Consider the following 23597-nt stretch of genomic DNA (forward strand, 5'->3'; position numbering starts at 1 on the left):
AATCCTTGAGAATGGTTATCAACACGGGTTTCCACCTCGATAATTTCATCCACATATCCATGGCAACCATGTCTTCGCAACCGATAAAGGATGAATCATGCAGGTGGCTTCCCAAACAGATTTGCACAACGAAACATTATCCAGCGGTCGATACGACCGCTTTTCCCGCGCGCTGCACTGGATTTTCGCGGCCGTGATCCTGTACACGATGGTGGCCGGAATTTCGCTGCACTTCATTACGCAGCCGGATCTCTGGCGTTTCGTGTCGACCCTGAACATGTCGCTCGCGAGCTGTCTGATCGTGCTGTTTCCGCTGCGCTATGTGTGGTCGTTCTTCCGCCGCACGCCGCCTGACGTCGCGTCGATTCCGCGTCAGCAGCAATCGATCGCGCACCTGGTGCACTCGCTGATTTACGCGCTGGTCGCCTTCGTGCTGTTCAGCGGGTTCGTGATGGTGCCGGACGGTTACTGGCTGTTTGGCGTGCTTTACGTGAAGACGCCGTATAGCGCGGGGCCGGTGACCGAGCACTGGTTCGACCTTCACAAGTTCGGCTGCTACACGCTGGCATTCGTGGTGGCGGTACACGCGGGGGCGGCACTCAAGCATCATTTCGTGTCGAAGAACGACGTGCTGAAGCGCATGCTCTGATGAGGGCGTGGCGCGAGGCGGATGTCGATCCGCCACGCGCGCACCACTTTGGTGCTGATTCACGACGATGCCGGGTGGGCCGCGATGGGCGCCCAAGGCTAGGAAACGAAGGCGGCCGGCACGATGCCGGCTTTTGTGCTTTTTGAATACCGAGGTGCCGAGGAGAGGGTTCGGCAGCACATGCGCGACCCCGGCGCACGGTTCCCTGGGCTAGAAATGAAAAAAGGCCGGCTAGAAGCCGACCTTTTTAAATACAGATGGTGCCCAGGAGAGGACTCGAACCTCCACGATGTTGCCACCGCTAGGACCTGAACCTAGTGCGTCTACCAATTCCGCCACCTGGGCACGTTTTGCAGTAGCTGCTTGCTGCAAAGAAGCGAAATTATAGCGCCCCAATTATTCGTGTCAACACTTTTTTGCGATGCATCGCAAACCGGGCTCCGCCGCGCCTGCCGGCGGCATTCCGGTCTTTTGGTGACACAGGCGGGTGATAGAATGACCCGCCGCCGTCAATATAGAACTGTCTGACGGACACCTCTATGTTGATGCCGTGCACCATCAATCAACGCAACGAGAACAACCATCGACAAACCCTTGAGCAAATATCCGTACCCCATTCCGAGCCGTGAAGAAATTCTCGGCGTGCTGCGTACGAGCGACGCGCCGCTGGCCGCCAACGACATCGCAGAAGCACTGTCGATCAAGCGTCAGGAGCGCGAGGGGTTCTTCCGGCGTGTCGCCGCGATGGAACGCGACGGCCAGATCCGCCTCGACAAGCGCGGCCACTACCAGTTGACCCATCCGTCGAACTTCGTCGCCGGGCGCGTGCAGGGGCATCGCGACGGCTACGGGTTCGTGATCCGCGACGACGGCCAGGACGACCTGTTCTTGCCGAACGGCGAAATGCAGAAGGTGATGCACAACGATCGCGTGCTCGCGCGGATCGTCGGCTACGATCGCCGCGGTCGCCCGGAAGGGCACGTCGTCGAAGTCACCGAGCGCGCGAACAAGCGCGTGATCGGCCGCCTGCTCAACGAGAACGGCGCGCTGATCGTCGCACCGGAAGACAAGCGCATCGGCCACGACATCCTGATCACGCAGAACGTGAAGAAGGCGAAGGTCGGGCAGGTCGTCGTCGTCGAGCTGACCGATTTCCCGAGCCGCCATTCGCAGCCGCTCGGCCGCGTCGTCGAGGTGCTCGGCGACATCGACGATCCGGGCATGGAAATCGAAATCGCGGTGCGCAAGTACGGCGTGCCGCACGAGTTCAGCCAGCCGGCGCTTGACGAAGCCGCCGCGCTGCCGGACAAGGTGCGCCCGACCGACCTGCGTTTCCGCGTCGACCTGCGCGACGTGCCGCTCGTGACGATCGACGGCGAGGACGCCCGCGACTTCGACGACGCCGTCTACTGCGAGCCGGTCAAGGTCGGCCGCGGCGACGGCTACCGGCTGATCGTCGCGATCGCCGATGTATCGCACTACGTACAGCCGGGCAGCGGGCTCGATGCCGACGCGCTCGAGCGCAGCACGTCGGTCTACTTCCCGCGCCGCGTGATTCCGATGCTGCCGGAGAAGCTGTCGAACGGCCTCTGCTCGCTGAATCCGCAGGTCGACCGCTGCGTGCTCGCGTGCGACATGGTGATCACCGCGCGCGGCGAGATCAAGGCGTACCAGTTCTATCCGGCCGTCATCCATTCGGCCGCGCGCCTGACGTACACCGAAGTCGCTGCCGTGCTGTCGAACACGAAGGGGCCGGAGGCTGCGCGTCGCGCGGATCTTCTGCCGCACCTGCAGGATCTGTACGGCGTCTACAAGTCGCTGTTCGCCGCGCGGCAGAAGCGTGGCGCGATCGACTTCGACACGACCGAGACCTACATCGTCTGCAACTCGCAGGGCAAGATCGAGCAGATCGTGCCGCGCCAGCGTAACGATGCGCACAAGCTGATCGAGGAATGCATGCTGGCCGCGAACGTCTGCGCGGCCGATTTCCTGAAGCGCAACAAGCATCCTGGCCTGTACCGCGTGCACGCGGGGCCGACGCCGGAGAAGCTCGAGAACCTGCGTGCGTTCCTGCGCGGCATGGGCCTGTCGCTCGGCGGCGGCGACAAGCCGCATGCGAGCGACTACGCGGCGCTGATGGCGCAGATCCGCGACCGGCCCGATGCGCAGATGCTGCAGCCGATGCTGCTGCGCTCGATGCAGCAGGCCGTCTACAGCCCGGACAACATCGGTCACTTCGGCCTGGCCTACGAGGCGTACGCGCACTTCACGAGCCCGATCCGCCGTTATCCGGACTTACTCACGCACCGCGCGATCTACGCGATCCTGTCGGGCAAGAAATACGTGCCGAAGGCGCCGGAAGGCTTCGAACTGAACACCGCGCTGTCGCCGCGCGCCCGCGCGATGCAGCAGGCCGACGACGAATCGCGCGGCCGCTCGCGTTCGAACACGGCGATCTGGGAAGAGCTCGGCCTGCACTGCTCGGCGAACGAGCGCCGCGCGGATGAAGCATCGCGCGACGTCGAGGCCTGGCTCAAGTGCTACTTCATGCGCGACAAGCTCGGCGAGGAGTACGGCGGGATGGTGAACGGCGTCACGTCGTTCGGCATCTTCGTGCAGCTCGACACGCTGTTCATCGAAGGGCTCGTGCACGTCACGGAACTCGGCTCGGACTACTTCCAGTACGACGAGATCAAGAACGAGCTGCGCGGTGAGCGCACGGGCATCCGCTATCGCCTGTCGGATCGCGTGCGCGTGCAGGTGAGCCGCGTCGATCTCGATGCACGCAAGATCGACTTCCGCCTCGTGCGCGATACGCCGGTGAAGGCGCCGCGCCCGTCGCCCGCGCCGGCTTCCGCTGGCGGCGGTGTCGACCGCGGCAATGGCCCGCGCGTACGCACGCTGCCGCAGGTGGAGGATCCCGTGCCGCGTCGCAAGAAGGCCGCGAGTGCGCCGAGCGTTGCGGTGAATGAAGCGCGCGCCGCGCGCAAGAAGGGTAGCAGCGGTGGTGGTGCGGCGGCGAAGCCGACGGCGAAGAAGACGCGCGCCCGCAAGAAGTATTGAGCGTTCGGGGCGGCGCCAGCGCCCGCCCTGCAGTATCGAGAGACGCCGCGTGACCGGTCATCCGCCGGCAACGCGGCGCTTTCCTTTTCCATGGATCGCGGCTGCGCGCGTCGCGCGGCCGCACGTTTGATCGAAGGTTGTTCCAGTCATGTCACGTCTGAAGGTTCTTTACGGTTTTCATGCGGTGACCGCACGTTTGCGGCACGATGCATCGACGGTTGCGGAGGTGCTGTACGACCAGACGCGCCGCGACCGCCGCATGCAGGACTTCCTGCACACCGCGAAGGAAGCGGGCGTGCGGCTGATCGCGGCCGACGAAACGCGCCTGTGGGGCCTCGCGCATACCGAGCGTCACCAGGGTGTCGTCGCGCGTGTCGAGGACGTCCCGCTCGCGCAGAACCTGTCCGAGCTGCTCGACGGCATCCAGGGCCCGGCGCTGCTGCTGGTGCTCGACGGTGTCACCGATCCGCACAACCTCGGCGCGTGCCTGCGTGTCGCCGATTCGGCCGGCGCGCACGCGGTGATCGCGCCGCGCGACCGTGCGGTCGGCCTGAATGCCACCGCGGCCAAGGTGGCGAGCGGTGCGGCGGATACGGTGCCGTACATCACGGTGACGAACCTTGCCCGTGCGCTGCGCGAGCTGAAGGAGGCCGGCGTGTGGATCATCGGCACGTCGGACGAGGCATCGGCGACGCTCTACGAAACGAAGCTCGACGGCCCCGTCGCGCTCGTGATGGGCGCGGAAGGCGAAGGCATGCGCCGGCTGACGCGCGACACCTGCGACGAGGTGATGAGCATTCCGATGGCCGGCAGCGTGGAAAGCCTGAACGTGTCGGTCGCCAGCGGCGTATGCCTGTACGAAGCCGTGCGCCAGCGGCGCGTGAAGGGCTGACGCAGCCCGCCCCGCGCGCCCTGCGCGGGCCTCGAATGACCCGAACGACGCATGCCGCGATCCGATGCGGCACGCGGCTCTCCGGAGCTCGCGACCGATGACCCTGTTTCGCGCTGGCGCATCCTGCGCCGTGCTGTGCCTGCTGGCTGCCTGCACGTCGCCGTCGCTCGTCGAACGCGGTACCTACTACGCCGACACGAGCCTGCACGCGCGCGGCGCCGATGCGCGGATACGCTTTCTCGTGATGCATTACACCGAAAGCGACGAGGCGAAATCGCTGCGCACGCTGACGGGCAATTCGGTCAGCGTGCATTACGTCATCCCGCCGCAGCCACGCCTCGAGCGCGGGATGCCGGTCGTCTTCCAGCTCGTTCCGGAATCGGAGCGCGCATGGCACGCGGGCGTCAGCGAGTGGCAGGGCACGACCGAGCTGAACGCGGTGTCGATCGGCATCGAGAACGTGAACCGCGGGCCGCTCGATCCGCAAAACCGCACCTGGCAGCCTTATCCGCCCGAACAGGTCGCGGCGCTGACCCGGCTGTCGAAGGACATCGTCGCGCGCTACGGGATTCCGCCGACGCGCGTGGTCGGGCACAGCGACATCGCGCCGCAACGCAAGATCGATCCGGGGCCGTTGTTTCCGTGGCATGCGCTGGCCCTGGCCGGCGTCGGCGCGTGGCCGGACGATGCGGCCGTGGCCGCGCGGCTCGGCGGTCGCGATCCGCATGCGCCGGTCGACGTGCGCGAACTGCAGCTCAAGCTCGCGCGCTACGGTTACGACGTGGCCACCGATGGCGTGCTCGACGCACGCACGCGACGCGTGTTCGCCGCGTTCCAGATGCATTTCAGGCCGTCCGACTATGCAGGCAACCCGGACGCCGAAACCGACGCGATCGCGCAGGCGTTGCTCGACAAGTACTTTCCCGGCACGCAACCGGCGGACAATGCGCCCGCGGCGGGCGCGCCCTGAATCCGTCGCGCCCGGCACGCCGAAAAACCCGGGCCGTCATCCGAGTCCGGTAAACTGGCGGTTTCCCGCAATCCCGCAGCATTACCACTCCATGACTCAAGACGAACTCAAACGCCTCGTCGGCCAGGCAGCCGCCGATTACGTGATCCAGAACGTGCCGGAAGGCGCCGTGATCGGCGTCGGCACCGGCTCGACCGCCAACTGCTTCATCGACGCGCTCGCCGTCGTCAAGGCGCGCTATCGCGGCGCCGTGTCGAGCTCCGTCGCCACGACCGAACGCCTGAAGTCGCACGGCATCAAGGTGTTCGACCTGAACGAGGTCGATTCGCTGCAGGTGTACGTCGACGGCGCCGACGAGATCGACGCGAGCGGCGCGATGATCAAGGGCGGCGGCGGTGCGCTGACGCGCGAGAAGATCGTCGCATCGGTGGCCGATACGTTCGTCTGCATCGCGGACGCCAGCAAGCGCGTGCCGGTGCTCGGCGCGTTCCCGCTGCCGATCGAAGTCGTGCCGATGGCGCGCACGGCGATCGGCCGGCGCGTGACCGCGCTCGGCGGCGTGCCGGTGCTGCGCGTGACGAAGGACGGCGCGCCGTACATCACCGACAACGGCAACGAGATCATCGACGTGAAGGGGCTGCAGATCGCCGATCCGCGCGGTTTCGAAGCCCAGGTGAACGCATGGCCGGGCGTCGTGACGGTCGGCCTGTTCGCCGAGCGCGGTGCGAACCTGTGCTTGCTCGGCACGGAAAACGGCGTTGAAACGATCGTTTATTCGGCCAATTGAAAGATTTCACAAGCAGTCCGTAATGAGGTGTCGCGTGTCGTAATGGACTGAATGTTTAAATCTTGTGGAAATCGGGGCCCGGTAGGCGCAATGCGCTTCCCGGGCCTTATTTTTAGCCGTATAAATCACCCGGTCAAAAAGAGGGATAACCCTGTCAGGTGTTTACCAGATAGCGAAATATCCTCGAACTCATCAACTTATAGATCATAAGAACAGTCGTAACCAGGGCCGGCGGAACTGCGGAGCAGGTGTTCGCAAATCGACGCACGGGGAGGTGTCATGGAGCAGGGCAAAGACCGGTCACTGGTCGCGAAAGTGATGGATGGGCTTGTCTCGGGTATCGTCGAGGACAAGTACGGCGGCATCTTGCCGCCGCAGGACGTGCTGTCGAAAGAGTTCGATGTGAGTCGCACCGTGATGCGGGAAGCGCTATCGATGTTGCTTGCGCGCGACATGCTCGACGTGCGTCCGAAAGTCGGCACGCGCGTGCGGCCGATGCGCGACTGGCGGATGATCGACGAAGATGTGGTGAGCTGGCGATTCCGGGCGAAACCCGATCCGCAGTTCATGCGCGACGTCATCGAATTCCGGATGCTGATCGAACCGCGCGCGACCGCGCAGGCGGCGGTGCGTGCGACGGCTGCCGACATCGCGGGCATCCGCGAAGCGTTCGATGCGTTCAAGGTGTTGCAGCCGGGAGACTCCGGCTACGACACGGCGGACGAGTTGCTGCACACGCGCATCGTGCAGGCGAGCGGCAACCAGTTCTTCCAGCAGATGGCGGCGATCGTGCGCGGGGCGGTGCGTCTCGTGAATCCGCGTGTCGTGCAGAAGGAAGGTGCGCACGACATCGTCGTGAAGGCGCATGCACGGGTGGTCGACGCGATCGAGCGGCGCGACCCGCGCGAAGCCGAAGCCGCTTCGCTCGCGCTGATCGATTTCAGCGCCGACGAGATCTCGCGCGATTTCTCCGTCGACGTGCCCATGCGCGCCTGACGCTGCGCGAGTCGCTCATCCGTGTGCCGCGGGCCGTTTATCATGACGGCCGGCCGGCAGCGTGCCGGCCATCGTCATACGACCGACACGGAAGATCAGGATGAACGACAACGACCAACGCACGGTGCGCTTCGGCATCGTTGGCGCAGGCAGCATCGCGCGCCGTTTCGCGCAAAGCCTCGCGCACGTGCCGGGCGCCACGCTCGCCGGTGCCTGGGCCCGCCGCGCCGATGCCGCGGCAGACTTTTGCGAAGCGTACGGCGGTACGCCTGCTACAAGCCTCGACGCACTTCTCGCGAGCGATATCGACGCGGTCTACATCGCGACGCTCCATGACAGTCACGCGCAGTACACGCTGGCCGCGCTGGCTGCCGGCAAGGCCGTATTGTGCGAAAAGCCCGCGACGCTGAACGCGGCGCAGCTCGACACCGTGCTGCGTGCGGCACGCGACGCCGGGCGGCTTTTCATGGAGGCGATGAAGCCGCCGTTCTTCCCGCTGTACCGTCAGTTACGTGCGCATCTGCATGACGATCCGATCGGCGAAATCCGGCTCGTGCGGGCAGGGTGCGCGTCGTCATCGGTGCCGGACGACCATGCCGTCTATCATCTCGATCGCGCGGGCGGCGCACTGCTCGATATCGGGATCTACGAGGCGTTTCTCGCGGTCGACTGGCTCGGCGCCGCGCGCGACGTGCAGACGCTCGGCCGCGTCGGGGCAACGGGTGTCGACCTGTTCGCGAGCCTGAACAGCGTGCATGCGAACGGCGGGATCGCGCAGCTCTTTTGCGGGCTCGACGTGATGGGGCGCGGCGACGCGCTGATCGCCGCGGCCGGCGGCCACGTGACGATTCACGAGAAATGGTGGAACCCCGCGCGCGCGACGATTCGTTATGCGGACGGGCGCACCGTCGAACTCGACGCACCGGTCGACGGCGGCGGCCTGAACTACGAGACCGCGCACTTCTGCGACCTGCTGCGCGCGGGCAAGACCGAAAGCCCGATCATGACGCATGACCACTCGCGGCAGATGATCGCGATGACCGACGCCGCGCGCGCGGCGCTCGGCGTGCGTTATTCGGGCGAGTAAGCGAGTAAGCGGAAGGCGGGAGCCGGGCACGCGCGAGCGGCCCGGCGCGCGGCGTGCGCTCAGTGCCGCGACGGCAGCGACAGGCGCTTTTCGTACCAGCGCTGCACCCATTCGAGGATCTGGCACAGGATCCAGTACACGGCCGCGGCGGCGAGATAAAGCGGCAGCGGCTGATAGGTTGCCGCGATTACTTCCTGCGCGCTGCGCAGCAGTTCGGTCACGGTAATCACGGACACGAGCGACGTGTCCTTGATCAGGCTGATCAGGCTGTTCGACAGGCTCGGCACCGCGATGCGCAGCGCCTGCGGGCCGATCACGTAGCGCAGCGTCTGCCCCCACGACAACCCGAGGCTGTACGCGGCGAGCCATTGGCCGCGCGCGATCCCGTTGATCGCGCCGCGCATGCTTTCCGACATGTAGGCCGCGACGTTCGCGGACAGCGCGATGACGCCGGCGGGCGTCGGGTCGAGCGAGATCCCGAGGCTCGGCAGCCCGTAATAGATGACGAAGATCTGCACGAGCAGCGGCGTGCCGCGCATCAGGCTCACGTACGCGCGTGCCAGCCACGCGAGCGCGTTGACCCAGATGCGTTCGAAACCGTCGAGCGCTTCGCTTTGCCGGATGCCCATCATCGCGAGCACGACGGCGCCAAGGAGGCCGAACACCATCGACAGCACGGCGAACTTGACGGTCAGAACGGCGCCCTGGGCGAGCACCGGCAGCGATTGGACGAGCAGGGACGTTGTCGACATGGAATACGAATCGAATGCGTGCGCGAAAGCGCAATCATAAACCGGACGCATAAAACAAAGGGCGGCATCGTGACGGATGCCGCCCTTTCCGGCCCGCCGTCAGGCGGGAAATGCAGGCGTGCTTACTTGATCGGCTTCGTCACGTCGATGCCGAACCACTTGTCCGAGATCTTCGTGAAGGTGCCGTCGGCCTCGAGTTGCGCCATCGCGTCGTCGATCGCCTTCTGGAACTTCGGGTTGCCCTTCTTGAACGGGATGCCCGACGGGTTCGCCGAACCGACGTTCGCGCCCGGGCGCAGCGGCAGTTGCGAGTTCTTCGTCAGGTACGCGAGCATCAGGCGGTCGTTGAGTGCCGCGTCGAGACGGCCGGCCGCGAGATCGCGCAGGTACTCGGGCGCGCCCGGGTACGTCTTCACGTCGATGCCCGGCACCGACTTCGCCATGTCCATGTAGTTCGTGCCGAGCGCGACGCCGAGCTTCTTGCCCTTCAGGTCTTCCAGCGACTTGAAGTCACGCGTGTCGTCCTTGCGCTGGATCAGCTGCGCGGACGAATACGTGTACGCCGGCGAGAAGTCGAGCGTTTCCTTGCGCTTGTCGGTGATGCCGACCTGGTTGGCGATCACGTCGAACTTGCCGGCCTGCAGGCCCGCGATGATGCCGCTCCATTCGGTCGTCACGAATTCGGCCTTCACGCCGAGCTTCGCGGCCACGGCCTTCGCGATGTCGACGTCGAAGCCGACGAGTTCGCCTTGCGGGTTCTTCGAGTTGAACGGCGGGAACGTGCCTTCCAGGCCGACCCGCAGCGTGCCGCGTTGTTTCACCTGGTCGAGGAGGTCGGCCGCATGCGCGGTGGCAGCGGCGAACGACGTGCCGATCAGGCCGGCAACCAGCAGCTTCTTCAGCAGCGCAATCTTCATCGTGTGTTTCCTTGCCCTGTCCGGGTCATTGATTCTGATAACGGGGTCGATCATAGCAAAAATGCAATCGACTTTTAAATATCGTTTGTTTATGCCTATATTACGCGGTGCGTTCGCGGGCGACGGCCTTCACGCATTCCGCGACGAGCGCGGGACCGCGGTAGATGAACCCCGTATAGAGCTGCACCAGCGCCGCGCCGGCCGCGAGCTTCGCGCGGGCATCCTCGCCCGAGAAAATACCGCCGACGCCGATGATCGGCACTTCGCTGCCGACTTCGGCGTGCAGCTTGCGGATCACTTCGTTCGACGCGTCGAACACGGGGCGGCCCGACAGGCCGCCGGCTTCGTCCGCATGCGGCAGGCCCTGGACGGCCGCGCGCGACAGCGTCGTGTTGGTGGCGATGACCGCCTCGATCTTGTGGCGCAGCAGCGTGTCGCCGATTTCCTTGACCTGTTCGTCGTCGAGATCGGGCGCGATCTTCAGCGCGAGCGGCACGAGCTTGCCGTGCAGGTCGGCGAGGCGCTGCTGCTTGTCCTTCAGCGCCGCGAGCAGCGCGTCGAGCTCGCCCGCCCCTTGCAGCTGGCGCAGGTTCTTGGTGTTCGGCGACGAGATGTTGATCGTCACGTAGCTCGCGAACGGGTACACGCGTTCGAGACAGTACAGGTAGTCCTCGGCGGCGCGCTCGATCGGCGTATCGGCGTTCTTGCCGATGTTCAGGCCGAGGATGCCGCGATAGCGGGCCGCCTGGACGTTCTTCACGAACTGGTCGACCCCGTGGTTGTTGAAGCCCATCCGGTTGATCAGTGCTTCGGCCTGCGGCAGGCGGAACATCCGCGGGCGCGGGTTGCCGGGCTGCGGGCGCGGCGTGACCGTCCCGACCTCGATGAAGCCGAAGCCGAGCGCCGCGAGGCCGTCGATGGCCGCGCCATCCTTGTCGAGGCCGGCCGCGAGACCGACCGGGTTGCGGAACGTGAGCCCCATCACGGTGCGCGGCGCGTCGGGCACGCGGGCCGACAGCGCGCAGGCAAGGCCCGTGCGGCCGGCCGCGCCGAGCGCGCGCAGCGTGAGGTGGTGAGCGTCTTCCGCATCCATCTTGAACAGGGATGCGCGGGCCAGCGGATAGAGGGAACTGAACACGGGAATAGGGCGGACAGCCGGAATGAATGACAACCCGCTATTTTACCGGGAGTTGGGCGGCAGGGGCGCGCTTCGCTTCGTCACCCCCGCGGCGCGCGTCAGCCCGAGCCGGAATGCCCGCCCGGCAACGGCGCACGGGCCAGTGCAGCATCGACGGGCGGCAGGTCGATCCGTTCCGGATCGAGTATCTTCCAGCGGCCGTCGATCAGCCCTTCGAGCGGATGGAAGTTCGCCTTGTAGGCCATCTTCGGGCTCTCGCGGATCCAGTAGCCGAGGTACACGTAGGGCAGGCCGAGGCTCTTCGCCTGCTCGATCTGCCACAGGATGTTGTAGGTGCCGTAGCTCGTGTGCCGGTCGTCGGGCTCGAAGAACGTGTAGACGGACGACAGCCCGTCGCCGAGGATGTCGATCATGCTGACCATGCGCAGCTTCCCGGGCTCGCCGCCCGGGGCGTCGAGGTCGCGGAATTCGACGAGGCGCGAGTTGATCCGGCTCTGCAGCAGGAATTGCTCGTACTGGTCGCGGCTGTCGCGATCCATGCCGCCGCCCGCGTGGCGCGCGGACTGGTAGCGCATGTAGAGCGCGTAGTGTTCTTCGTCGTAGTGCAGCGGCGAAACCGTCGCGACGAGCGTGCGATGGCGCTTCCACATCCGGCGCTGCGTACGCGACGGCGCGAACGCGGCGACGGGGACGCGCACCGGCACGCAGGCACGGCAGCCGTCGCAGTACGGACGATACGTGAAGACGCCCGAGCGCCGGAAGCCGGCCTTCACGAGCTCGGTGTAGATGTCGGAGTTGATCAGGTGGCTCGGCGTCGCGACTTGCGAGCGCGCGACGCGGCCGTCCAGATAGCTGCACGGATAGGGCGCCGTTGCATAGAATTGCAGCGCCGAAAGCGGTGAAAGCGGCAGCTCAGTCGGGTGAGTCATGGGCAGCTCTCGTTGCAGGGAGGGAGTGCCGCGCTAGCGCTCGATTCCGGAGGGGGCCGCCGTTTCGGTGCGGCCCGTCAGCGCGGCGAGCACGCGCTTGTCGAACTGCCACGGAATCGGCGGTTCGGCTACCGCGCTGCGCACGTGAGCGACAAAGGCCTTGCGTGCGATCTCGCGGCCGCCGAGCGACGCTAGATGCGACGTATTCTGCTGGCAGTCTATCATTTCCAGCCCCTGCTCGCGAAGGTGCGCGACGAGCGTGGCCAGCGCGATTTTCGACGCATCGGTCGCGTCCGCGTACATCGACTCGCCGAAAAACATCCGCCCGAACGATACGCCGTACAGGCCCCCGACGCGCCGCCCGTCGTGCCACGTCTCGATGCTGTGTGCGTTGCCGGAGCGGTAGAGCGACGTGTACGCGTCGATGATTTCGGCCGTGATCCACGTGCCGCGCTGCCCACGGCGCGGCGCCTGCGCGCACGCGCGCATCACGCCCGGAAAGTCGTGGTCGACGCGCACTTCCCATTCGGGCTCGCGCAGCACGCGCTTCAGCGTCTTGCGCAGCGAGGGCGACACCTTGAATTCGGCCGGCACGAGGATCATGCGCGGATCGGGGCTCCACCACAGCACGGGCTGGCCGTCCGAGTACCACGGGAAGATGCCGCGCAGGTACGCGTCGATGAGGCGCGAGGGCAGCAGGTCGGCGCTCGCGGCGAGCAGCCCGGGCGCGCCCGTCGCGGGACCGAGCGCGCGTTCGATGGGCGGAAACGGATCGTCCGGGCCGAGCCAGGGGACCATGGGGCGGGGGCTCAGCCGTTGCGCAGCGAGCGGAAGATATCGCCGGTGTGCACGCCGTAGTCGCCCGCGGCGCGATCGGCGAAGAAGAACCGCAGGGTCTGGCTGACGGTCGGGAACGCGATTTCGTCCCACGGGATGTCGGCTTCGTCGAACAGCTTCACTTCGAGGCTTTCCTCGCCGGCCTCGAACGCCGGATCGGTGAGCCGCGCGAGGTAGAACAGGTGGACCTGGTGCACGTGCGGCACATTGAGCAGCGTGAACAGGTTCTGCACCTCGACGCGCGCGCCGGCTTCCTCGAGCGTTTCGCGTGCGGCGGCTTCGGCCGTCGTCTCGCCCATTTCCATGAAGCCCGCGGGCAGCGTCCAGAATCCGTAGCGCGGTTCGATCGCGCGGCGGCACAGCAGGATCTGGTCGCCCCAGACCGGGACCGTGCCGACGACGTTGCGCGGATTCTGGTAGTGGATCGTGCCGCAGTGATCGCAGATGAAGCGCTCGCGGTTGTCGCCCGGAGGAATGCGCGCGATGACTTCGTGACCGCAGACGGAGCAGAATTTCATGTCGAGTGGAAGGGACGAGGTGATGCGAGTGTATCACCGGGGCGCGGCATTCTTGAACGCCTGCGCGTGCGCACGGCATGGGGTGCGAAGCGGAGGGTACGTGTACGCGAAGAGGGCGCGGCGCCCGGGCGCGGAAAAACAAAAAGCCCGGCGCGGAGCCGGGCTTTTTGCGTAATTCTGGACGATTGGTTGCGGGGGTAGGATTTGAACCTACGACCTTCGGGTTATGAGCCCGACGAGCTGCCAGACTGCTCCACCCCGCGTCCGTCGAAAAAATGAATTATAAGGAGTAACCCGAATGCGTGCAAGCGTTTTCTGACAATTTCTTGTCGCTGCTTGTGGGGCCGGTACGGCGGGTGCGTGCGCTAGAATCGAGCGGTTTGTTTCGTTTCTTCGGCAGCGGGGCCATGCGCGATCGTTTCGGCGCTGTTGCGACTCTCATTACTGTATCGACGGATTCATGGACATCGCTCACGATCTGCAATCGATCGGCGCGCAGGAACAGGCGCTCGTATTTCCCCATTTCGACCCGGCGCGCGCGTGGGCGCTCGGCAACCGGATGCACGCGCTCGCGACGTCGCGCAGCCATGCGGTCGCGATCGACATCGTCACGTTCGGCCAGCCGCTGTTTTACGCGGCGCTCGCTGGCGCCACGCCCGACAATGCCGACTGGGTACGCCGCAAGCGCAACGTCGTCGCCCATTTCCGCCGCAGCTCGTACGCGATCGGCCTGCGCATGCAGCAGGCCGGCGCGACGCTCGCCGACAAGCACGGGCTGCCGATCGCCGAATATTCGCCGCACGGCGGCTCGTTCCCGCTGACCGTCGCCGGTGCCGGCGTGATCGGCTCGATCACCGCGTCGGGGCTGCCGCAGCGCGCGGACCACGAATTCGTCGTCGAGGCGCTCTGTGCCGAGCTCGGCCACGACTACGCCGTGCTGGCCCTCGCGAGGAGCTGAGCGATGCAGCTTCCCGGTTACGCATGGCTCGCGATCGCGATCGTCGCGGAAGTGATCGGCACGTCGGCGTTGCGCGCGGCGGACGGCTTCACGCGCCTCTGGCCGTCGTTGCTGGTCGTGGCCGGTTATGGCATCGCGTTCTACTGCCTGTCGATCACGTTGCGCACGATGCCCGTCGGCATCATCTATGCCGTCTGGTCGGGCGCGGGCATCGTGCTGATCACGCTCGTTGCGATGCTGCTCTATCGCCAGGTGCCGGACTTGCCGGCCGTGATCGGCCTCGGCCTGATCATCGCCGGCGTCGTGGTGCTGAACCTGTTCTCGAAGATGCAGGCGCACTGAGCGTGCGACTGCCATTTGCCGGATGACCCTCATGACCGATTCCACTTCCGCTGCCGTTTCCGCCGAATCCGCTCAGCCCGACGTGCGCGCGACTGTCGCGAACCGTATCGGCTTTCTCGAACTGAACCGGCCGAAGGCGCTGAACGCGCTGTCGGTCGGCATGATCCGGCTGATGCAGCAGGCGCTCGACGCGTGGCGCGACGATCCGGAGGTCGTCGCGGTCGTCGTGCACAGCCCGCATCCGCGCGCGTTCTGCGCGGGCGGCGACGTGCGCTTCTTCCACGATGCGTGGCAGCGAGGCGACCGCGATGCGGTCGACACGTTCTTCATCGAGGAATACACGCTCAACCACACGATCTTCGCTTACCCGAAGCCTTATATCGCGCTGATGCACGGTGTCGTGATGGGCGGTGGCATGGGGATTTCGCAGGCGGCGCGGCATACGGGCGGCCTGCGGGTCGTGACCGACTCGACGAAGATGGCGATGCCGGAAACGCGTATCGGCCTGTTCCCGGACGTCGGGATGAGCTGGTTCCTCGCGCGCACGCCTGGCGCGCTCGGCCGCTATCTCGCCGTGACCGGCGCGATGCTCGACGCGGCCGGCGCGCTGTACGCGCAGCTCGCCGACGTCTATCTGCCCGATGCCGCAGTGCCGGCGCTGCTCGACACGCTGCGCAGCGCGCGCATCGCCAGCGGCGAGCAGGCGGTCGCGTGCGTGGCCGACGCGGCGGCCGCGCACAGGGTCGTGCCGACGCCCGACACGTCGGCGCTGGCCGACGCGCGTGCCGGAATCGACCGGCATTTCGCGCAGCCGGACATCGGTGCGATCCTCGCGTCGCTCGACGCCGAGCAGGACTGCGCCGCTGTCGACGGATGGGTCGAGAAGGCGACCCACGCGATGCGCGAACAGTTGTCGCCGCTGTCGATGGCCGTCTCGCTGGAAGTCGTCGAACGTGCACGCGGGGCAACGATGGCCGATTGCCTGCGGCGCGATCTCGATCTCACGCGCTCGACGTTCGCGCGCGGCGACGTGATCGAAGGCGTGCGCGCGCTGATCGTCGACAAGGACCACCAGCCGGCCTGGCGTTTCAAGTCGTCCGCCGATATCGATCGCGCGGACGTGCTCGCGATGTTCGACAGCCCGTGGATGCCGGACACGCATCCGCTGCGGAAGCTGCAGGACTGACATCGGTCGGACTGACCGAAGCGCGCGCTGGAAACGACAAGGCCGCCTGCACGAGCAGGCGGCCTTTTTCATGGGTGCCGACCGGTGGATGGCGAAGGGCGCAGCGCTTGCCGCCGCGTTATTCGTCGCCTGCGTCGTCCGACATGAACGCGCGCATGAACACGAGTGCGCCGAAGCCCCATACCGCGTTCGCCGCGAAGCCGGCCGCGAGCACGGGCATCATGTTGCCCGACGGCCAGATGCCGCGCAGCGGATCGATCGCGAACACGCGGGCGGCCGTCAGCACGATGCCGCCGAACACCAGCGCGCCGATCCACGAGGCCTCGCGCTCCGGCGAGACGCGCAGCAGCCACGCCATCGGGATCGCGCAGCACGCGCTGATCAACGCATTCGCGACAAATTCAGGAATGCCGAGCGGCGCGAACGGCTGCGTGGAGAAGCCGGTTGCGGCGATCAGGTCGGCCGTATGAAGGAGGGCGAGCGTCGCTTCGCGGAAGAACAGGGCGGCCAGGAAGCCGGACAGGAATGGCAGGATGACTTTCTGCATCGATGAGTGCACCGCAGGCGCGCACGGCCGGGGCCGTCCGCGCGGAGTTATTCGGATAGGTGCGCCATTATAGGGCCCGCCCGCCGCGATATTCGCTCCAGCGTCGTGCTAATCACGAAAGCGGAAAACCTAAGCTCAAAAAAATCGTTCCAAAGCCCTGCACCGATCCCTAGACTGATTTCCCAGAAACAGCCGTGCAATCGCGTCCTCGCCCGCTGCACGGCCTGACCGGCGAGCCATCCCGATTCGAACGCACACCATGCATGCGCCGCGCATCCGCGACGCGAGCAGGGCGGTGACTTTTTCAAATTCCGGCAAGGACAGTCAAGCAGGAGCAGCAGATGAATGTGTTCTGGTTTATCCCCACGCACGGCGACAGCCGCTACCTCGGTACGGCCGAAGGCGCGCGCGCCGCGGATTACGATTACTTCAAGCAGGTCGCGGTGGCGGCCGATACGCTCGGCTACGAGGGCGTGCTGCTGCCGACCGGCCGTTCTTGCGAGGATGCGTGGGTCGTTGCGTCGAGCCTCATCCCGGCGACGCAGCGTCTGAAATTCCTGGTCGCGATCCGTCCCGGCATCGCATCGCCGGGGCTGTCGGCGCGCATGGCCGCGACGTTCGACCGCCTGTCGGGCGGCCGCCTGCTGATCAACGTCGTGACGGGCGGCGATGCCGCCGAGCTCGAAGGCGACGGCCTGTTCGCGGATCACGACACGCGCTATGAAATCACCGACGACTTCCTGAACATCTGGCGCGGGCTGCTGTCCGCGTCGCACGACAACGGCGGGTTCGACTACATCGGCAAGCATCTGCAGTCGAAGGGCGGCAAGGCACTGTATCCGCCCGTGCAGCGTCCGCATCCGCCGCTGTGGTTCGGCGGCTCGTCGCCGGCCGCGCACGAGATCGCGGCCGATCACATCGACACCTACCTGACCTGGGGCGAGCCGCCCGAGGCCGTCGCGAAGAAGATCGCCGATATTCGCGCCCGCGCCGAGGCGCGCGGCCGCAAGATCAAGTTCGGCATTCGTCTGCACGTGATCGTGCGCGAGACCGAGGACGAAGCATGGCGCGACGCCGAGCGCCTGATCAGCCGCCTCGACGACGAAACCATCGCACGCGCGCAGAAGGCGTTCGCGAACATGGATTCGGAAGGCCAGCGCCGGATGGCCGCGCTGCACGGCGGCAAGCGCGGCGGCCGCGAGGCGCTCGAGGTGTATCCGAACCTGTGGGCCGGCGTCGGCCTCGTGCGCGGCGGCGCGGGCACCGCACTCGTCGGCAACCCGGAGCAGGTCGCCGAGCGCATGCGCGAATACGCGGATCTCGGCATCGAGACCTTCATCCTGTCCGGCTATCCGCACCTGGAGGAGTCGTACCGTTTCGCGGAACTCGTATTCCCGCTGATCAAGGGCAACGGCGTGGCGAAGGCGACCGGCCCGCTGTCGGGCCCGTTCGGCGAGATCGTCGGCAACAGCTATCTGCCGAAAGCGGCCCAGAGCTGAGCGACAGGAGGCCTGCGATGACAACGAAAACGTCGACGACGGCCGCGGCCGTGGCCGCCCGCGCATGGCGCGGCGTCGCGCCGTGGCTCGTGCCGCTCGCGCTGCTGGCGGCATGGGAAGTCGGCGCGCGCATCGGCTGGCTGTCGACCCGCGTGCTGCCCGAACCGGTGGCGGTCGTGCGAGCGGCCTGGTCGCTCGTGACGTCGGGTGAAATGTGGGCGAACGTGAAGGTCAGCACGTGGCGCGCGCTGTTCGGTTTCGCGATCGGCGGCGGCGTCGGCCTCGCGCTGGGGCTCGCGACCGGCTTGTCGAAGGCGGCCGAGGTCGCGCTCGATTCGACGATCCAGATGATCCGCAACATCCCGGCGCTCGCGATGATTCCGCTCGTGATCCTGTGGTTCGGCATCGACGAGAAGGCGAAGCTGTTCCTCGTTGCGCTCGGGGTGTTCTTCCCGGTCTACATCAACACGTATCACGGGATCCGCTCGGTCGACGCAAACCTGATCGAGATGGCGAAGAGCTACGGCGTACGCGGCTTTGCGCTGTACCGCGACGTGATCCTGCCTGGTGCGTTGCCGTCGATCCTCGTCGGCGTGCGCTTTGCGCTCGGGCTGATGTGGGTGATGCTGATCGTCGCGGAAACGATCTCCGCGCAGTCGGGCATCGGCTACATGACGATGAACGCACGTGAATTCCTGCAAACCGACGTGGTGGTGGTCGGCATCCTGCTGTACGCGGTGCTCGGCAAGCTGGCCGACGTGCTGGCGAAATGGCTCGAGCGCGTGACGCTGCGCTGGCACCCCGCTTATCAATCAGGAGCAAAGGCATGAATGCGACGACTTCGGCGGCCGCCTACGGCCCGCTTGCCGGCGCAGACCTCGAGGCCGAACTGGCGCAGGCGCGTGTCGCGGACGGTGACGCGCGGGACGCAGCGGTTCTCGAACGTGACGCCGGCGCATCCGTCGTTCCGCTCGCGCGGCGACGGCCGGCAAGCCCGGCACCCGACGATGCCGTGACACTATCGGGTGTCAGCAAGCGCTTCGGGGCACGCACGGTGCTCGACAACGTCGAGCTCGGCATCGCGCGCGGCAGCTTCGTCGCGATCGTCGGCCGCAGCGGTTGCGGGAAATCGACGCTGCTGCGTCTCGTCGCGGGACTCGAGCAGCCGAGCAGCGGCACGCTCGAAACGCGCGGCGAGGGCGGCGGCGAACTCGATACGCGGATCATGTACCAGGATGCGCGCCTGCTGCCGTGGAAGACCGTGCTGCAGAACGTGATGCTGGGCCTCGGACGCGGCGCGCGCGACCAGGCACGCGCGGTGCTCGATGAAGTCGGCCTGCTGGAACGCGCGAACGACTGGCCCGCGCAGCTGTCGGGCGGCCAGCGGCAGCGTGTCGCCCTGGCTCGTGCGCTCGTGCACCGGCCCCAACTGCTGTTGCTCGACGAGCCGCTCGGCGCGCTCGACGCGCTGACCCGCATCGAGATGCACGCGCTGATCGAGCGGTTGTGGCGCGAGCATCGATTCACTGCGCTCCTCGTCACGCACGACGTGCAGGAGGCCGTCGCGCTCGGCGACCGCATCCTGCTCATCGAGCAGGGGCGGGTGGCGCTGGATCAGCCGGTGCCGCTCGACCGGCCGCGCGCCCGCGCGTCGGCCGCGTTTGCGGCGCTCGAGGATCGCGTGCTGAAACGCGTGCTCGCCGGCGGGCCCGGTGCGGCCGACCACGACGCACCGCATGAGGCAGACAACGTTCGACCGGTCGGGCAGATCCGCTGGGCCGTTTAAATCCGGGCGGCAGCGGCCGCCCGTTCTGAGATCTTTTTCTTCGGAGCGATCAACCTGATGAGCATCACTGCAATCAACGTACGTAACCAGTTCAAGGGCAAGGTCAAGGAGATCATTCGCGGATCGGTGGTGTCCGAGGTCGACGTCGAGACGCCGTTCGGCATCGTCACGTCGGTGATCACGACCCGTTCGGTTGACGAACTCGAACTGAAGGTGGGCGCGGAAGTCGTCGCGCTCGTGAAATCGACCGAAGTCTCGATCGCGCGCCTCTGAGCCCGCGTGTCCTGCACCGGCGCGGCGCCGCGGGCAACCTGCCCGTTGGCGCCGCCCGGCATTGGCGCAGCGCGTTTGCCTCGGTATTCGACGTCCGGACGAAGTGCTAGGATGGAGCGACACCGATGCCGGAGGCCAACGCATGACCCCCATCCTTTCCCCCGAAGCCATCGAGGCGCTGAAATGGATCGACCAGTTCGGTGAAAGCCGGCCGGTTCCCGCCGTGTTCGACGATGTCGTCTACGCGTTGCTGAACGAGGGGCTGATCTACCAGGCGGCGACCGACCGGGTCGACCTGACGGCCGATGGCAAATCCTTTTTATCCGACGAATACGAATGAGCGCGCGGCGCCGGCCGCCAGGGCGGCCTGGCGCTGCGTCGCCACGGAGCGTGCGATGGAACCGAGAGGCAGCGACCTCGGCGATTTCAGCGAGCCGTACCGCGGCTTCGAGATCGAGGTGAAGACCGAGCAGGTCTGGGACGGCGAGCATGCGCATTACCGCGTGCTGCAGGGCGGTGCGGTGCGGATCGACTGGCGGCTCGTCAAGGTCGACGGGATGCTGCTGACCGAACGGCGCGTGATCGAGCGCGTGCTCGACGAGGCCCGGCGCGCAGTCGATGCGGAGTTGGGCGAGGGGTAGCACGCGTGCCGGGCGGGCACGGCCCGTGTTGCGGTAAAATACCGGGTTGTTTCCGCGCCGCCAGGCCTGTTGCCCGAAATCCATGTCCGTACCGTCTTCACTTCCTCCCCGCCGCGTATCCGTCGCGCCCATGCTCGACTGGACCGACCGGCATTGCCGCTCGTTCCACCGTACGCTGACGCGCGATACCTGGCTGTATACGGAGATGATCACGACGGGCGCGCTGCTGTTCGGCGATGCCCAGCGGCATCTCGCGTTCACGCCGAACGAATCGCCGGTCGCGCTGCAACTGGGCGGCAGTGAGCGCGACGATCTCGCGCGCGCGGCGAAGCTCGGCGAGCAGTGGGGCTATGACGAAATCAATCTGAATTGCGGATGTCCGTCCGAGCGCGTGCAGCGCGGTGCGTTCGGCGCGTGCCTGATGAACGAGCCGCAACTCGTTGCCGACTGCGTGAAGGCGATGCGCGATGCGGTGTCGGTACCGGTCACGGTCAAGCACCGGATCGGGGTCGATGCGGTCGAGGACTACGCGTTCGTGCGCGACTTCGTCGGTACGGTGGCCGAGGCTGGCTGCGAAACGTTCGTCGTGCATGCGCGCAATGCGATCCTGAAGGGGCTGTCGCCGAAGGAGAATCGTGAGATCCCGCCGCTCAAGTACGACTATGCGTATCAGTTGAAGCGCGATTTTCCGTCGCTCGAGATCGTCATCAACGGCGGTATCACGACCCTCGACGAGGTTGCGCAGCATCTCGAGCATGTCGATGGCGTGATGCTTGGCCGTGAGGCGTATCACAACCCGTACGTGCTCGCGGAGGTGGATACGCGCTTCTACGGGTCGACCGCGGCGGTGCCGACGCGCGAAGAGGCCGAGGCGAAGCTGATCGAATACTGCGCGGCCGAACTGAAGCGCGGAACCTACCTCGGCGCGATCGTGCGGCACGCGCTCGGACTGTATCGCGGCATGCCCGGCGCACGCGGCTGGCGTCGTGTGCTGTCCGACAACAAGAAGCTCGCGCGAGCCGATCTGGCCGTGTTCGACGAGGCGCGCGCGCATCTGAACGAGGCCGAAGAAGTTTTTGAAAAAAAAGCTTTGCAAGATTCAAAAGTGTTCGTATAATCTTGTTCTTCGCTGCTGAAACACAAAAGCAGCGAAGAACAAAAAGCAGTAACAGTGGTGGCTGTAGCTCAGTTGGTAGAGTCCAGGATTGTGATTCCTGTCGTCGTGGGTTCGAGTCCCATCAGCCACCCCACAGAATTCCAAGCGGTATCAAGTTGTTAAAAACGGCACTGTCCCAAAAGACAGTGCCGTTTTTGTTTTGGAATTCCAAAATTCGGAATGACAGACCTCGTCGCTTTACGATCTTCATTCGATGGTTATGCCGTCCACGCAGCCGACCAATAACACGACACGCCGGTATTTGTTCCGTGATCGTGAACTTGGTCGAGACGAGAAACGTCCGGACGAACAGAAGCGGCGACCTCGGCAACGAACAACGCCGCTATATGCGCAACCCGTGCTTAACGATCGGCCGCATTACTCGCAATCCCTGCCTGACCCGTTCGAGTGTTTCGAAAAACCACCCACGACCACAACGCACCACCCGCCACCTTTGCAACGAACTGCAATGCGGCGATCGTCGGAAACACTGCCCCGAACGCAATGAGCGGAAAGACGATGGAGTCGACAGCCGCACCCGCGACGTTCGCGCCGTTGGCGCGCGCCAGTATCGGAAAACGACGTGCGAGTTGAAACACGATTGCACTTGCGACGGCTGCCGAGCCGAACGCTACGAGAGACGCGAGGGCGATTTCCTTGGCAGCCGGATTGAGCGCGTAACTGACGACGCCGGCGGCCGCGATCAACGCAAGCATCCTCGACCAAAGTGCGCGGCCGCGCCAGTCCAGGTGAAGACGGTCTCGAATCGCGAGATCGAGTCCGATCAGAAAGAACGCGATGATCGGTGTAGCAGCGGGTCCGAAATGAGCGACCATCAGGTTCGCGACAGCGACTGCTGCGATATAGATCAAGACGTACATGATTTCCCTGCAGTGAAGAGTGCGCGCTGCGCCGATTCGGAGCCGAAGTTTGCCATACATGGCCGATTGAACGGAGTGCTGCTTCGCTACGAGCAAGCCGGGTGGAACTGCGCGATTGGCGAAAAGCCGGAGTTGCGAGCGACAGGATATCGTCACTGCGCTGCCGGTTTTCATCCATGGATCTTCGACGCGAGATGGGATGGTCGTATCCCGTCGCCATGATGTTGCGAAGTTTCCTGTCCCAGCTAAGGTTCTCGCGCCCCGTGCCGTTATCTTCCATGGACAGCCCTCGTGCCTCGAATGCTGATCCGTTTTCTTGCCTGCTCGCGTTCCGCGCGAGCAGGCTTTTTTCGTTCTTGGCCGCGCTTTGCCGCATGAATGGCGGAATGGGACAGGGAGTTGGCGTGAACCGATGGCGCGCAACAGTCTTACATTGGTGTAATGTGTCGCCTTCCTCGTGCCCGCATGCTTTGCAGGGCCGTTCGATCCCGGCGACCGATGATGGTGTCGGGATTTTTTTTGCCTGCATTCCGTTGCGCGGGCAACGCGTTGCGGCGACGTCCGGCGGGCAGGCGCTGACGTGAGCGCGTCAGCCGTGACCAGGACGAGCGCCGGCGAACGTCACGCGCCAGCGGATGGCGACCGCGCATGCAAGGTACGCGATGATAACGTGCGGAGTGCGATGCCTTGATTTCGTCGTCCCGGGACTCGCCGACACGGGATCGTTCGAGCGCAGCGTCGTTGAGGGTTGCATACCGCAACGCGCGGTACATTTTGCGGCGAGACGTACCGA

Annotated in this window: 26 protein-coding genes and 3 tRNA genes; 19 read left to right on the forward strand and 10 right to left on the reverse strand. The window is 65.7% G+C overall.

The window, feature by feature from the left end:
• The first annotated feature begins 97 nt into the window (after positions 1–97).
• A complete protein-coding gene (locus tag CFB41_RS08020) occupies positions 98–649 on the forward strand; it encodes a cytochrome b (RefSeq protein ID WP_089456130.1) in 552 nt (183 codons plus the stop codon).
• Between the two features lie 258 nt (positions 650–907).
• On the opposite strand, the gene CFB41_RS08025 is transcribed toward CFB41_RS08020, so the two are convergent.
• Positions 908–994 (reverse strand) — tRNA-Leu (locus CFB41_RS08025).
• A gap of 249 nt (positions 995–1243) precedes the next feature.
• On the opposite strand from CFB41_RS08025, the gene rnr reads away from it, so the two are divergent.
• The 6 genes from rnr to CFB41_RS08055 all read left to right on the forward strand — a co-directional run bounded on the left by rnr (position 1244) and on the right by CFB41_RS08055 (position 8444).
• Positions 1244–3712, forward strand: a complete 2469-nt coding sequence (gene rnr / locus CFB41_RS08030; RefSeq protein ID WP_089425263.1) for a ribonuclease R — start codon at positions 1244–1246, stop codon at positions 3710–3712.
• Between the two features lie 148 nt (positions 3713–3860).
• Positions 3861–4604 carry a 23S rRNA (guanosine(2251)-2'-O)-methyltransferase RlmB gene (gene rlmB / locus CFB41_RS08035; RefSeq protein ID WP_059234599.1) on the forward strand — a complete coding sequence of 248 codons (744 nt, stop codon included), beginning with the start codon at positions 3861–3863 and terminating at the stop codon, positions 4602–4604.
• A 97-nt stretch (positions 4605–4701) separates the two neighbouring features.
• Complete coding sequence (locus CFB41_RS08040; RefSeq protein ID WP_089456131.1) at positions 4702–5574, forward strand: N-acetylmuramoyl-L-alanine amidase; 873 nt, start codon at positions 4702–4704, stop codon at positions 5572–5574.
• Positions 5575–5665: 91 nt separating this feature from the next.
• Positions 5666–6361 carry a ribose-5-phosphate isomerase RpiA gene (gene rpiA, locus CFB41_RS08045; RefSeq protein ID WP_011351848.1) on the forward strand — a complete coding sequence of 232 codons (696 nt, stop codon included), beginning with the start codon at positions 5666–5668 and terminating at the stop codon, positions 6359–6361.
• A gap of 279 nt (positions 6362–6640) precedes the next feature.
• Complete coding sequence (locus CFB41_RS08050) at positions 6641–7357, forward strand: FadR/GntR family transcriptional regulator (RefSeq protein WP_089456132.1); 717 nt, start codon at positions 6641–6643, stop codon at positions 7355–7357.
• A gap of 100 nt (positions 7358–7457) precedes the next feature.
• Positions 7458–8444 (forward strand): Gfo/Idh/MocA family protein, encoded by a 987-nt coding sequence (locus CFB41_RS08055; RefSeq protein ID WP_089439992.1) that lies wholly within the window; start codon positions 7458–7460, stop codon positions 8442–8444.
• A gap of 59 nt (positions 8445–8503) precedes the next feature.
• Here the strand turns inward: CFB41_RS08055 and CFB41_RS08060 are convergent, their stop codons facing one another.
• The 7 genes from CFB41_RS08060 to CFB41_RS08090 form a co-directional block, all read right to left on the reverse strand.
• Positions 8504–9196, reverse strand: coding sequence for an amino acid ABC transporter permease (locus tag CFB41_RS08060; protein WP_006484207.1), 693 nt, complete (start codon positions 9194–9196; stop codon positions 8504–8506).
• A 122-nt stretch (positions 9197–9318) separates the two neighbouring features.
• Entirely contained in the window at positions 9319–10113 is a 795-nt protein-coding gene (locus tag CFB41_RS08065; protein WP_039358847.1) for a cystine ABC transporter substrate-binding protein, read from the reverse strand.
• Positions 10114–10213: 100 nt separating this feature from the next.
• Positions 10214–11251 (reverse strand): quinone-dependent dihydroorotate dehydrogenase, encoded by a 1038-nt coding sequence (locus tag CFB41_RS08070; protein ID WP_021161559.1) that lies wholly within the window; start codon positions 11249–11251, stop codon positions 10214–10216.
• Positions 11252–11349: 98 nt separating this feature from the next.
• The gene (locus CFB41_RS08075) at positions 11350–12180 is read right to left on the reverse strand and encodes an arginyltransferase (protein WP_089425267.1); all 831 of its coding nucleotides are present in this window, start codon (positions 12178–12180) and stop codon (positions 11350–11352) included.
• A 33-nt stretch (positions 12181–12213) separates the two neighbouring features.
• Positions 12214–12978: a leucyl/phenylalanyl-tRNA--protein transferase gene (gene aat, locus CFB41_RS08080; protein ID WP_089456133.1), complete on the reverse strand. Its 765-nt coding sequence runs from the start codon at positions 12976–12978 to the stop codon at positions 12214–12216.
• Positions 12979–12989: 11 nt separating this feature from the next.
• Complete coding sequence (locus CFB41_RS08085) at positions 12990–13535, reverse strand: NUDIX hydrolase (RefSeq protein WP_089425269.1); 546 nt, start codon at positions 13533–13535, stop codon at positions 12990–12992.
• Between the two features lie 186 nt (positions 13536–13721).
• Positions 13722–13798 (reverse strand) — tRNA-Met (locus CFB41_RS08090).
• Between the two features lie 197 nt (positions 13799–13995).
• Here CFB41_RS08090 and CFB41_RS08095 point away from each other — a divergent pair.
• Genes CFB41_RS08095 through CFB41_RS08105 form a run of 3 tightly spaced genes read left to right on the forward strand, consistent with a single transcriptional unit; the run spans position 13996 to position 16021 of the window.
• On the forward strand, positions 13996–14493 hold the full coding sequence (locus CFB41_RS08095) for a heme-degrading domain-containing protein (protein ID WP_089456134.1): 498 nt from the start codon (positions 13996–13998) through the stop codon (positions 14491–14493).
• A gap of 3 nt (positions 14494–14496) precedes the next feature.
• Entirely contained in the window at positions 14497–14835 is a 339-nt protein-coding gene (locus CFB41_RS08100; RefSeq protein WP_039358831.1) for a multidrug efflux SMR transporter, read from the forward strand.
• A gap of 31 nt (positions 14836–14866) precedes the next feature.
• A complete protein-coding gene (locus tag CFB41_RS08105; RefSeq protein WP_089456135.1) occupies positions 14867–16021 on the forward strand; it encodes an enoyl-CoA hydratase/isomerase family protein in 1155 nt (384 codons plus the stop codon).
• A 118-nt stretch (positions 16022–16139) separates the two neighbouring features.
• Here CFB41_RS08105 and CFB41_RS08110 read toward each other — a convergent pair whose 3' ends face one another.
• Positions 16140–16568, reverse strand: coding sequence for a hypothetical protein (locus tag CFB41_RS08110; RefSeq protein WP_006484223.1), 429 nt, complete (start codon positions 16566–16568; stop codon positions 16140–16142).
• A 341-nt stretch (positions 16569–16909) separates the two neighbouring features.
• On the opposite strand from CFB41_RS08110, the gene ssuD reads away from it, so the two are divergent.
• From ssuD to CFB41_RS08150, 8 genes are all read left to right on the forward strand, one after another.
• The gene (gene ssuD / locus CFB41_RS08115; protein WP_089439996.1) at positions 16910–18067 is read left to right on the forward strand and encodes an FMNH2-dependent alkanesulfonate monooxygenase; all 1158 of its coding nucleotides are present in this window, start codon (positions 16910–16912) and stop codon (positions 18065–18067) included.
• A gap of 17 nt (positions 18068–18084) precedes the next feature.
• Complete coding sequence (gene ssuC, locus CFB41_RS08120) at positions 18085–18897, forward strand: aliphatic sulfonate ABC transporter permease SsuC (protein ID WP_089439997.1); 813 nt, start codon at positions 18085–18087, stop codon at positions 18895–18897.
• Positions 18894–19853: an ATP-binding cassette domain-containing protein gene (locus CFB41_RS08125; protein WP_089456136.1), complete on the forward strand. Its 960-nt coding sequence runs from the start codon at positions 18894–18896 to the stop codon at positions 19851–19853. The genes ssuC and CFB41_RS08125 overlap by 4 nt, the downstream gene beginning before the upstream one ends.
• A gap of 57 nt (positions 19854–19910) precedes the next feature.
• Positions 19911–20126 carry a molybdopterin-binding protein gene (locus CFB41_RS08130; protein WP_006476104.1) on the forward strand — a complete coding sequence of 72 codons (216 nt, stop codon included), beginning with the start codon at positions 19911–19913 and terminating at the stop codon, positions 20124–20126.
• 142 nt (positions 20127–20268) lie between these two features.
• Entirely contained in the window at positions 20269–20466 is a 198-nt protein-coding gene (locus CFB41_RS08135; protein WP_089456137.1) for a hypothetical protein, read from the forward strand.
• Between the two features lie 55 nt (positions 20467–20521).
• Positions 20522–20767, forward strand: coding sequence for a hypothetical protein (locus CFB41_RS08140; RefSeq protein ID WP_089456138.1), 246 nt, complete (start codon positions 20522–20524; stop codon positions 20765–20767).
• Positions 20768–20897: 130 nt separating this feature from the next.
• Positions 20898–21884 carry a tRNA dihydrouridine(20/20a) synthase DusA gene (gene dusA, locus CFB41_RS08145; protein WP_071334403.1) on the forward strand — a complete coding sequence of 329 codons (987 nt, stop codon included), beginning with the start codon at positions 20898–20900 and terminating at the stop codon, positions 21882–21884.
• Positions 21885–21941: 57 nt separating this feature from the next.
• Positions 21942–22017, forward strand: a tRNA-His gene (locus CFB41_RS08150).
• Positions 22018–22285: 268 nt separating this feature from the next.
• On the opposite strand, the gene CFB41_RS08155 is transcribed toward CFB41_RS08150, so the two are convergent.
• Positions 22286–22804: a VUT family protein gene (locus tag CFB41_RS08155; protein ID WP_089456139.1), complete on the reverse strand. Its 519-nt coding sequence runs from the start codon at positions 22802–22804 to the stop codon at positions 22286–22288.
• Between the two features lie 101 nt (positions 22805–22905).
• Between CFB41_RS08155 and CFB41_RS37255 the strand changes: the two genes are divergently transcribed.
• Positions 22906–23388: a hypothetical protein gene (locus CFB41_RS37255; protein WP_144029910.1), complete on the forward strand. Its 483-nt coding sequence runs from the start codon at positions 22906–22908 to the stop codon at positions 23386–23388.
• Positions 23389–23597: the final 209 nt, after the last annotated feature.

The sequence above is a fragment of the Burkholderia sp. AU33803 genome, from assembly GCF_002223095.1.
Classification (GTDB): domain Bacteria; phylum Pseudomonadota; class Gammaproteobacteria; order Burkholderiales; family Burkholderiaceae; genus Burkholderia.

What these genes read in the sequence shown, in the direction of transcription:
- CFB41_RS08020 (WP_089456130.1), top strand. Translation starts at nt 98, where the DNA reads ATGCAGGTGGCTTCCCAAACAGATTTGCACAACGAAACATTATCCAGC.
- CFB41_RS08050 (WP_089456132.1), top strand. Translation starts at nt 6,641, where the DNA reads ATGGAGCAGGGCAAAGACCGGTCACTGGTCGCGAAAGTGATGGATGGG.
- CFB41_RS08140 (WP_089456138.1), top strand. Translation starts at nt 20,522, where the DNA reads ATGGAACCGAGAGGCAGCGACCTCGGCGATTTCAGCGAGCCGTACCGC.
- CFB41_RS08155 (WP_089456139.1), bottom strand. Translation starts at nt 22,804, where the DNA reads ATGTACGTCTTGATCTATATCGCAGCAGTCGCTGTCGCGAACCTGATG.
- ssuD (WP_089439996.1), top strand. Translation starts at nt 16,910, where the DNA reads ATGAATGTGTTCTGGTTTATCCCCACGCACGGCGACAGCCGCTACCTC.
- aat (WP_089456133.1), bottom strand. Translation starts at nt 12,978, where the DNA reads ATGGTCCCCTGGCTCGGCCCGGACGATCCGTTTCCGCCCATCGAACGC.
- CFB41_RS08100 (WP_039358831.1), top strand. Translation starts at nt 14,497, where the DNA reads ATGCAGCTTCCCGGTTACGCATGGCTCGCGATCGCGATCGTCGCGGAA.
- rlmB (WP_059234599.1), top strand. Translation starts at nt 3,861, where the DNA reads ATGTCACGTCTGAAGGTTCTTTACGGTTTTCATGCGGTGACCGCACGT.
- rpiA (WP_011351848.1), top strand. Translation starts at nt 5,666, where the DNA reads ATGACTCAAGACGAACTCAAACGCCTCGTCGGCCAGGCAGCCGCCGAT.
- dusA (WP_071334403.1), top strand. Translation starts at nt 20,898, where the DNA reads ATGCTCGACTGGACCGACCGGCATTGCCGCTCGTTCCACCGTACGCTG.
- CFB41_RS08060 (WP_006484207.1), bottom strand. Translation starts at nt 9,196, where the DNA reads ATGTCGACAACGTCCCTGCTCGTCCAATCGCTGCCGGTGCTCGCCCAG.
- CFB41_RS08065 (WP_039358847.1), bottom strand. Translation starts at nt 10,113, where the DNA reads ATGAAGATTGCGCTGCTGAAGAAGCTGCTGGTTGCCGGCCTGATCGGC.
- CFB41_RS08110 (WP_006484223.1), bottom strand. Translation starts at nt 16,568, where the DNA reads ATGCAGAAAGTCATCCTGCCATTCCTGTCCGGCTTCCTGGCCGCCCTG.
- CFB41_RS08105 (WP_089456135.1), top strand. Translation starts at nt 14,867, where the DNA reads ATGACCGATTCCACTTCCGCTGCCGTTTCCGCCGAATCCGCTCAGCCC.
- CFB41_RS08130 (WP_006476104.1), top strand. Translation starts at nt 19,911, where the DNA reads ATGAGCATCACTGCAATCAACGTACGTAACCAGTTCAAGGGCAAGGTC.
- ssuC (WP_089439997.1), top strand. Translation starts at nt 18,085, where the DNA reads ATGACAACGAAAACGTCGACGACGGCCGCGGCCGTGGCCGCCCGCGCA.
- CFB41_RS08085 (WP_089425269.1), bottom strand. Translation starts at nt 13,535, where the DNA reads ATGAAATTCTGCTCCGTCTGCGGTCACGAAGTCATCGCGCGCATTCCT.
- CFB41_RS08125 (WP_089456136.1), top strand. Translation starts at nt 18,894, where the DNA reads ATGAATGCGACGACTTCGGCGGCCGCCTACGGCCCGCTTGCCGGCGCA.
- CFB41_RS08075 (WP_089425267.1), bottom strand. Translation starts at nt 12,180, where the DNA reads ATGACTCACCCGACTGAGCTGCCGCTTTCACCGCTTTCGGCGCTGCAA.
- CFB41_RS08040 (WP_089456131.1), top strand. Translation starts at nt 4,702, where the DNA reads ATGACCCTGTTTCGCGCTGGCGCATCCTGCGCCGTGCTGTGCCTGCTG.
- CFB41_RS08135 (WP_089456137.1), top strand. Translation starts at nt 20,269, where the DNA reads ATGACCCCCATCCTTTCCCCCGAAGCCATCGAGGCGCTGAAATGGATC.
- CFB41_RS08095 (WP_089456134.1), top strand. Translation starts at nt 13,996, where the DNA reads ATGGACATCGCTCACGATCTGCAATCGATCGGCGCGCAGGAACAGGCG.
- CFB41_RS08055 (WP_089439992.1), top strand. Translation starts at nt 7,458, where the DNA reads ATGAACGACAACGACCAACGCACGGTGCGCTTCGGCATCGTTGGCGCA.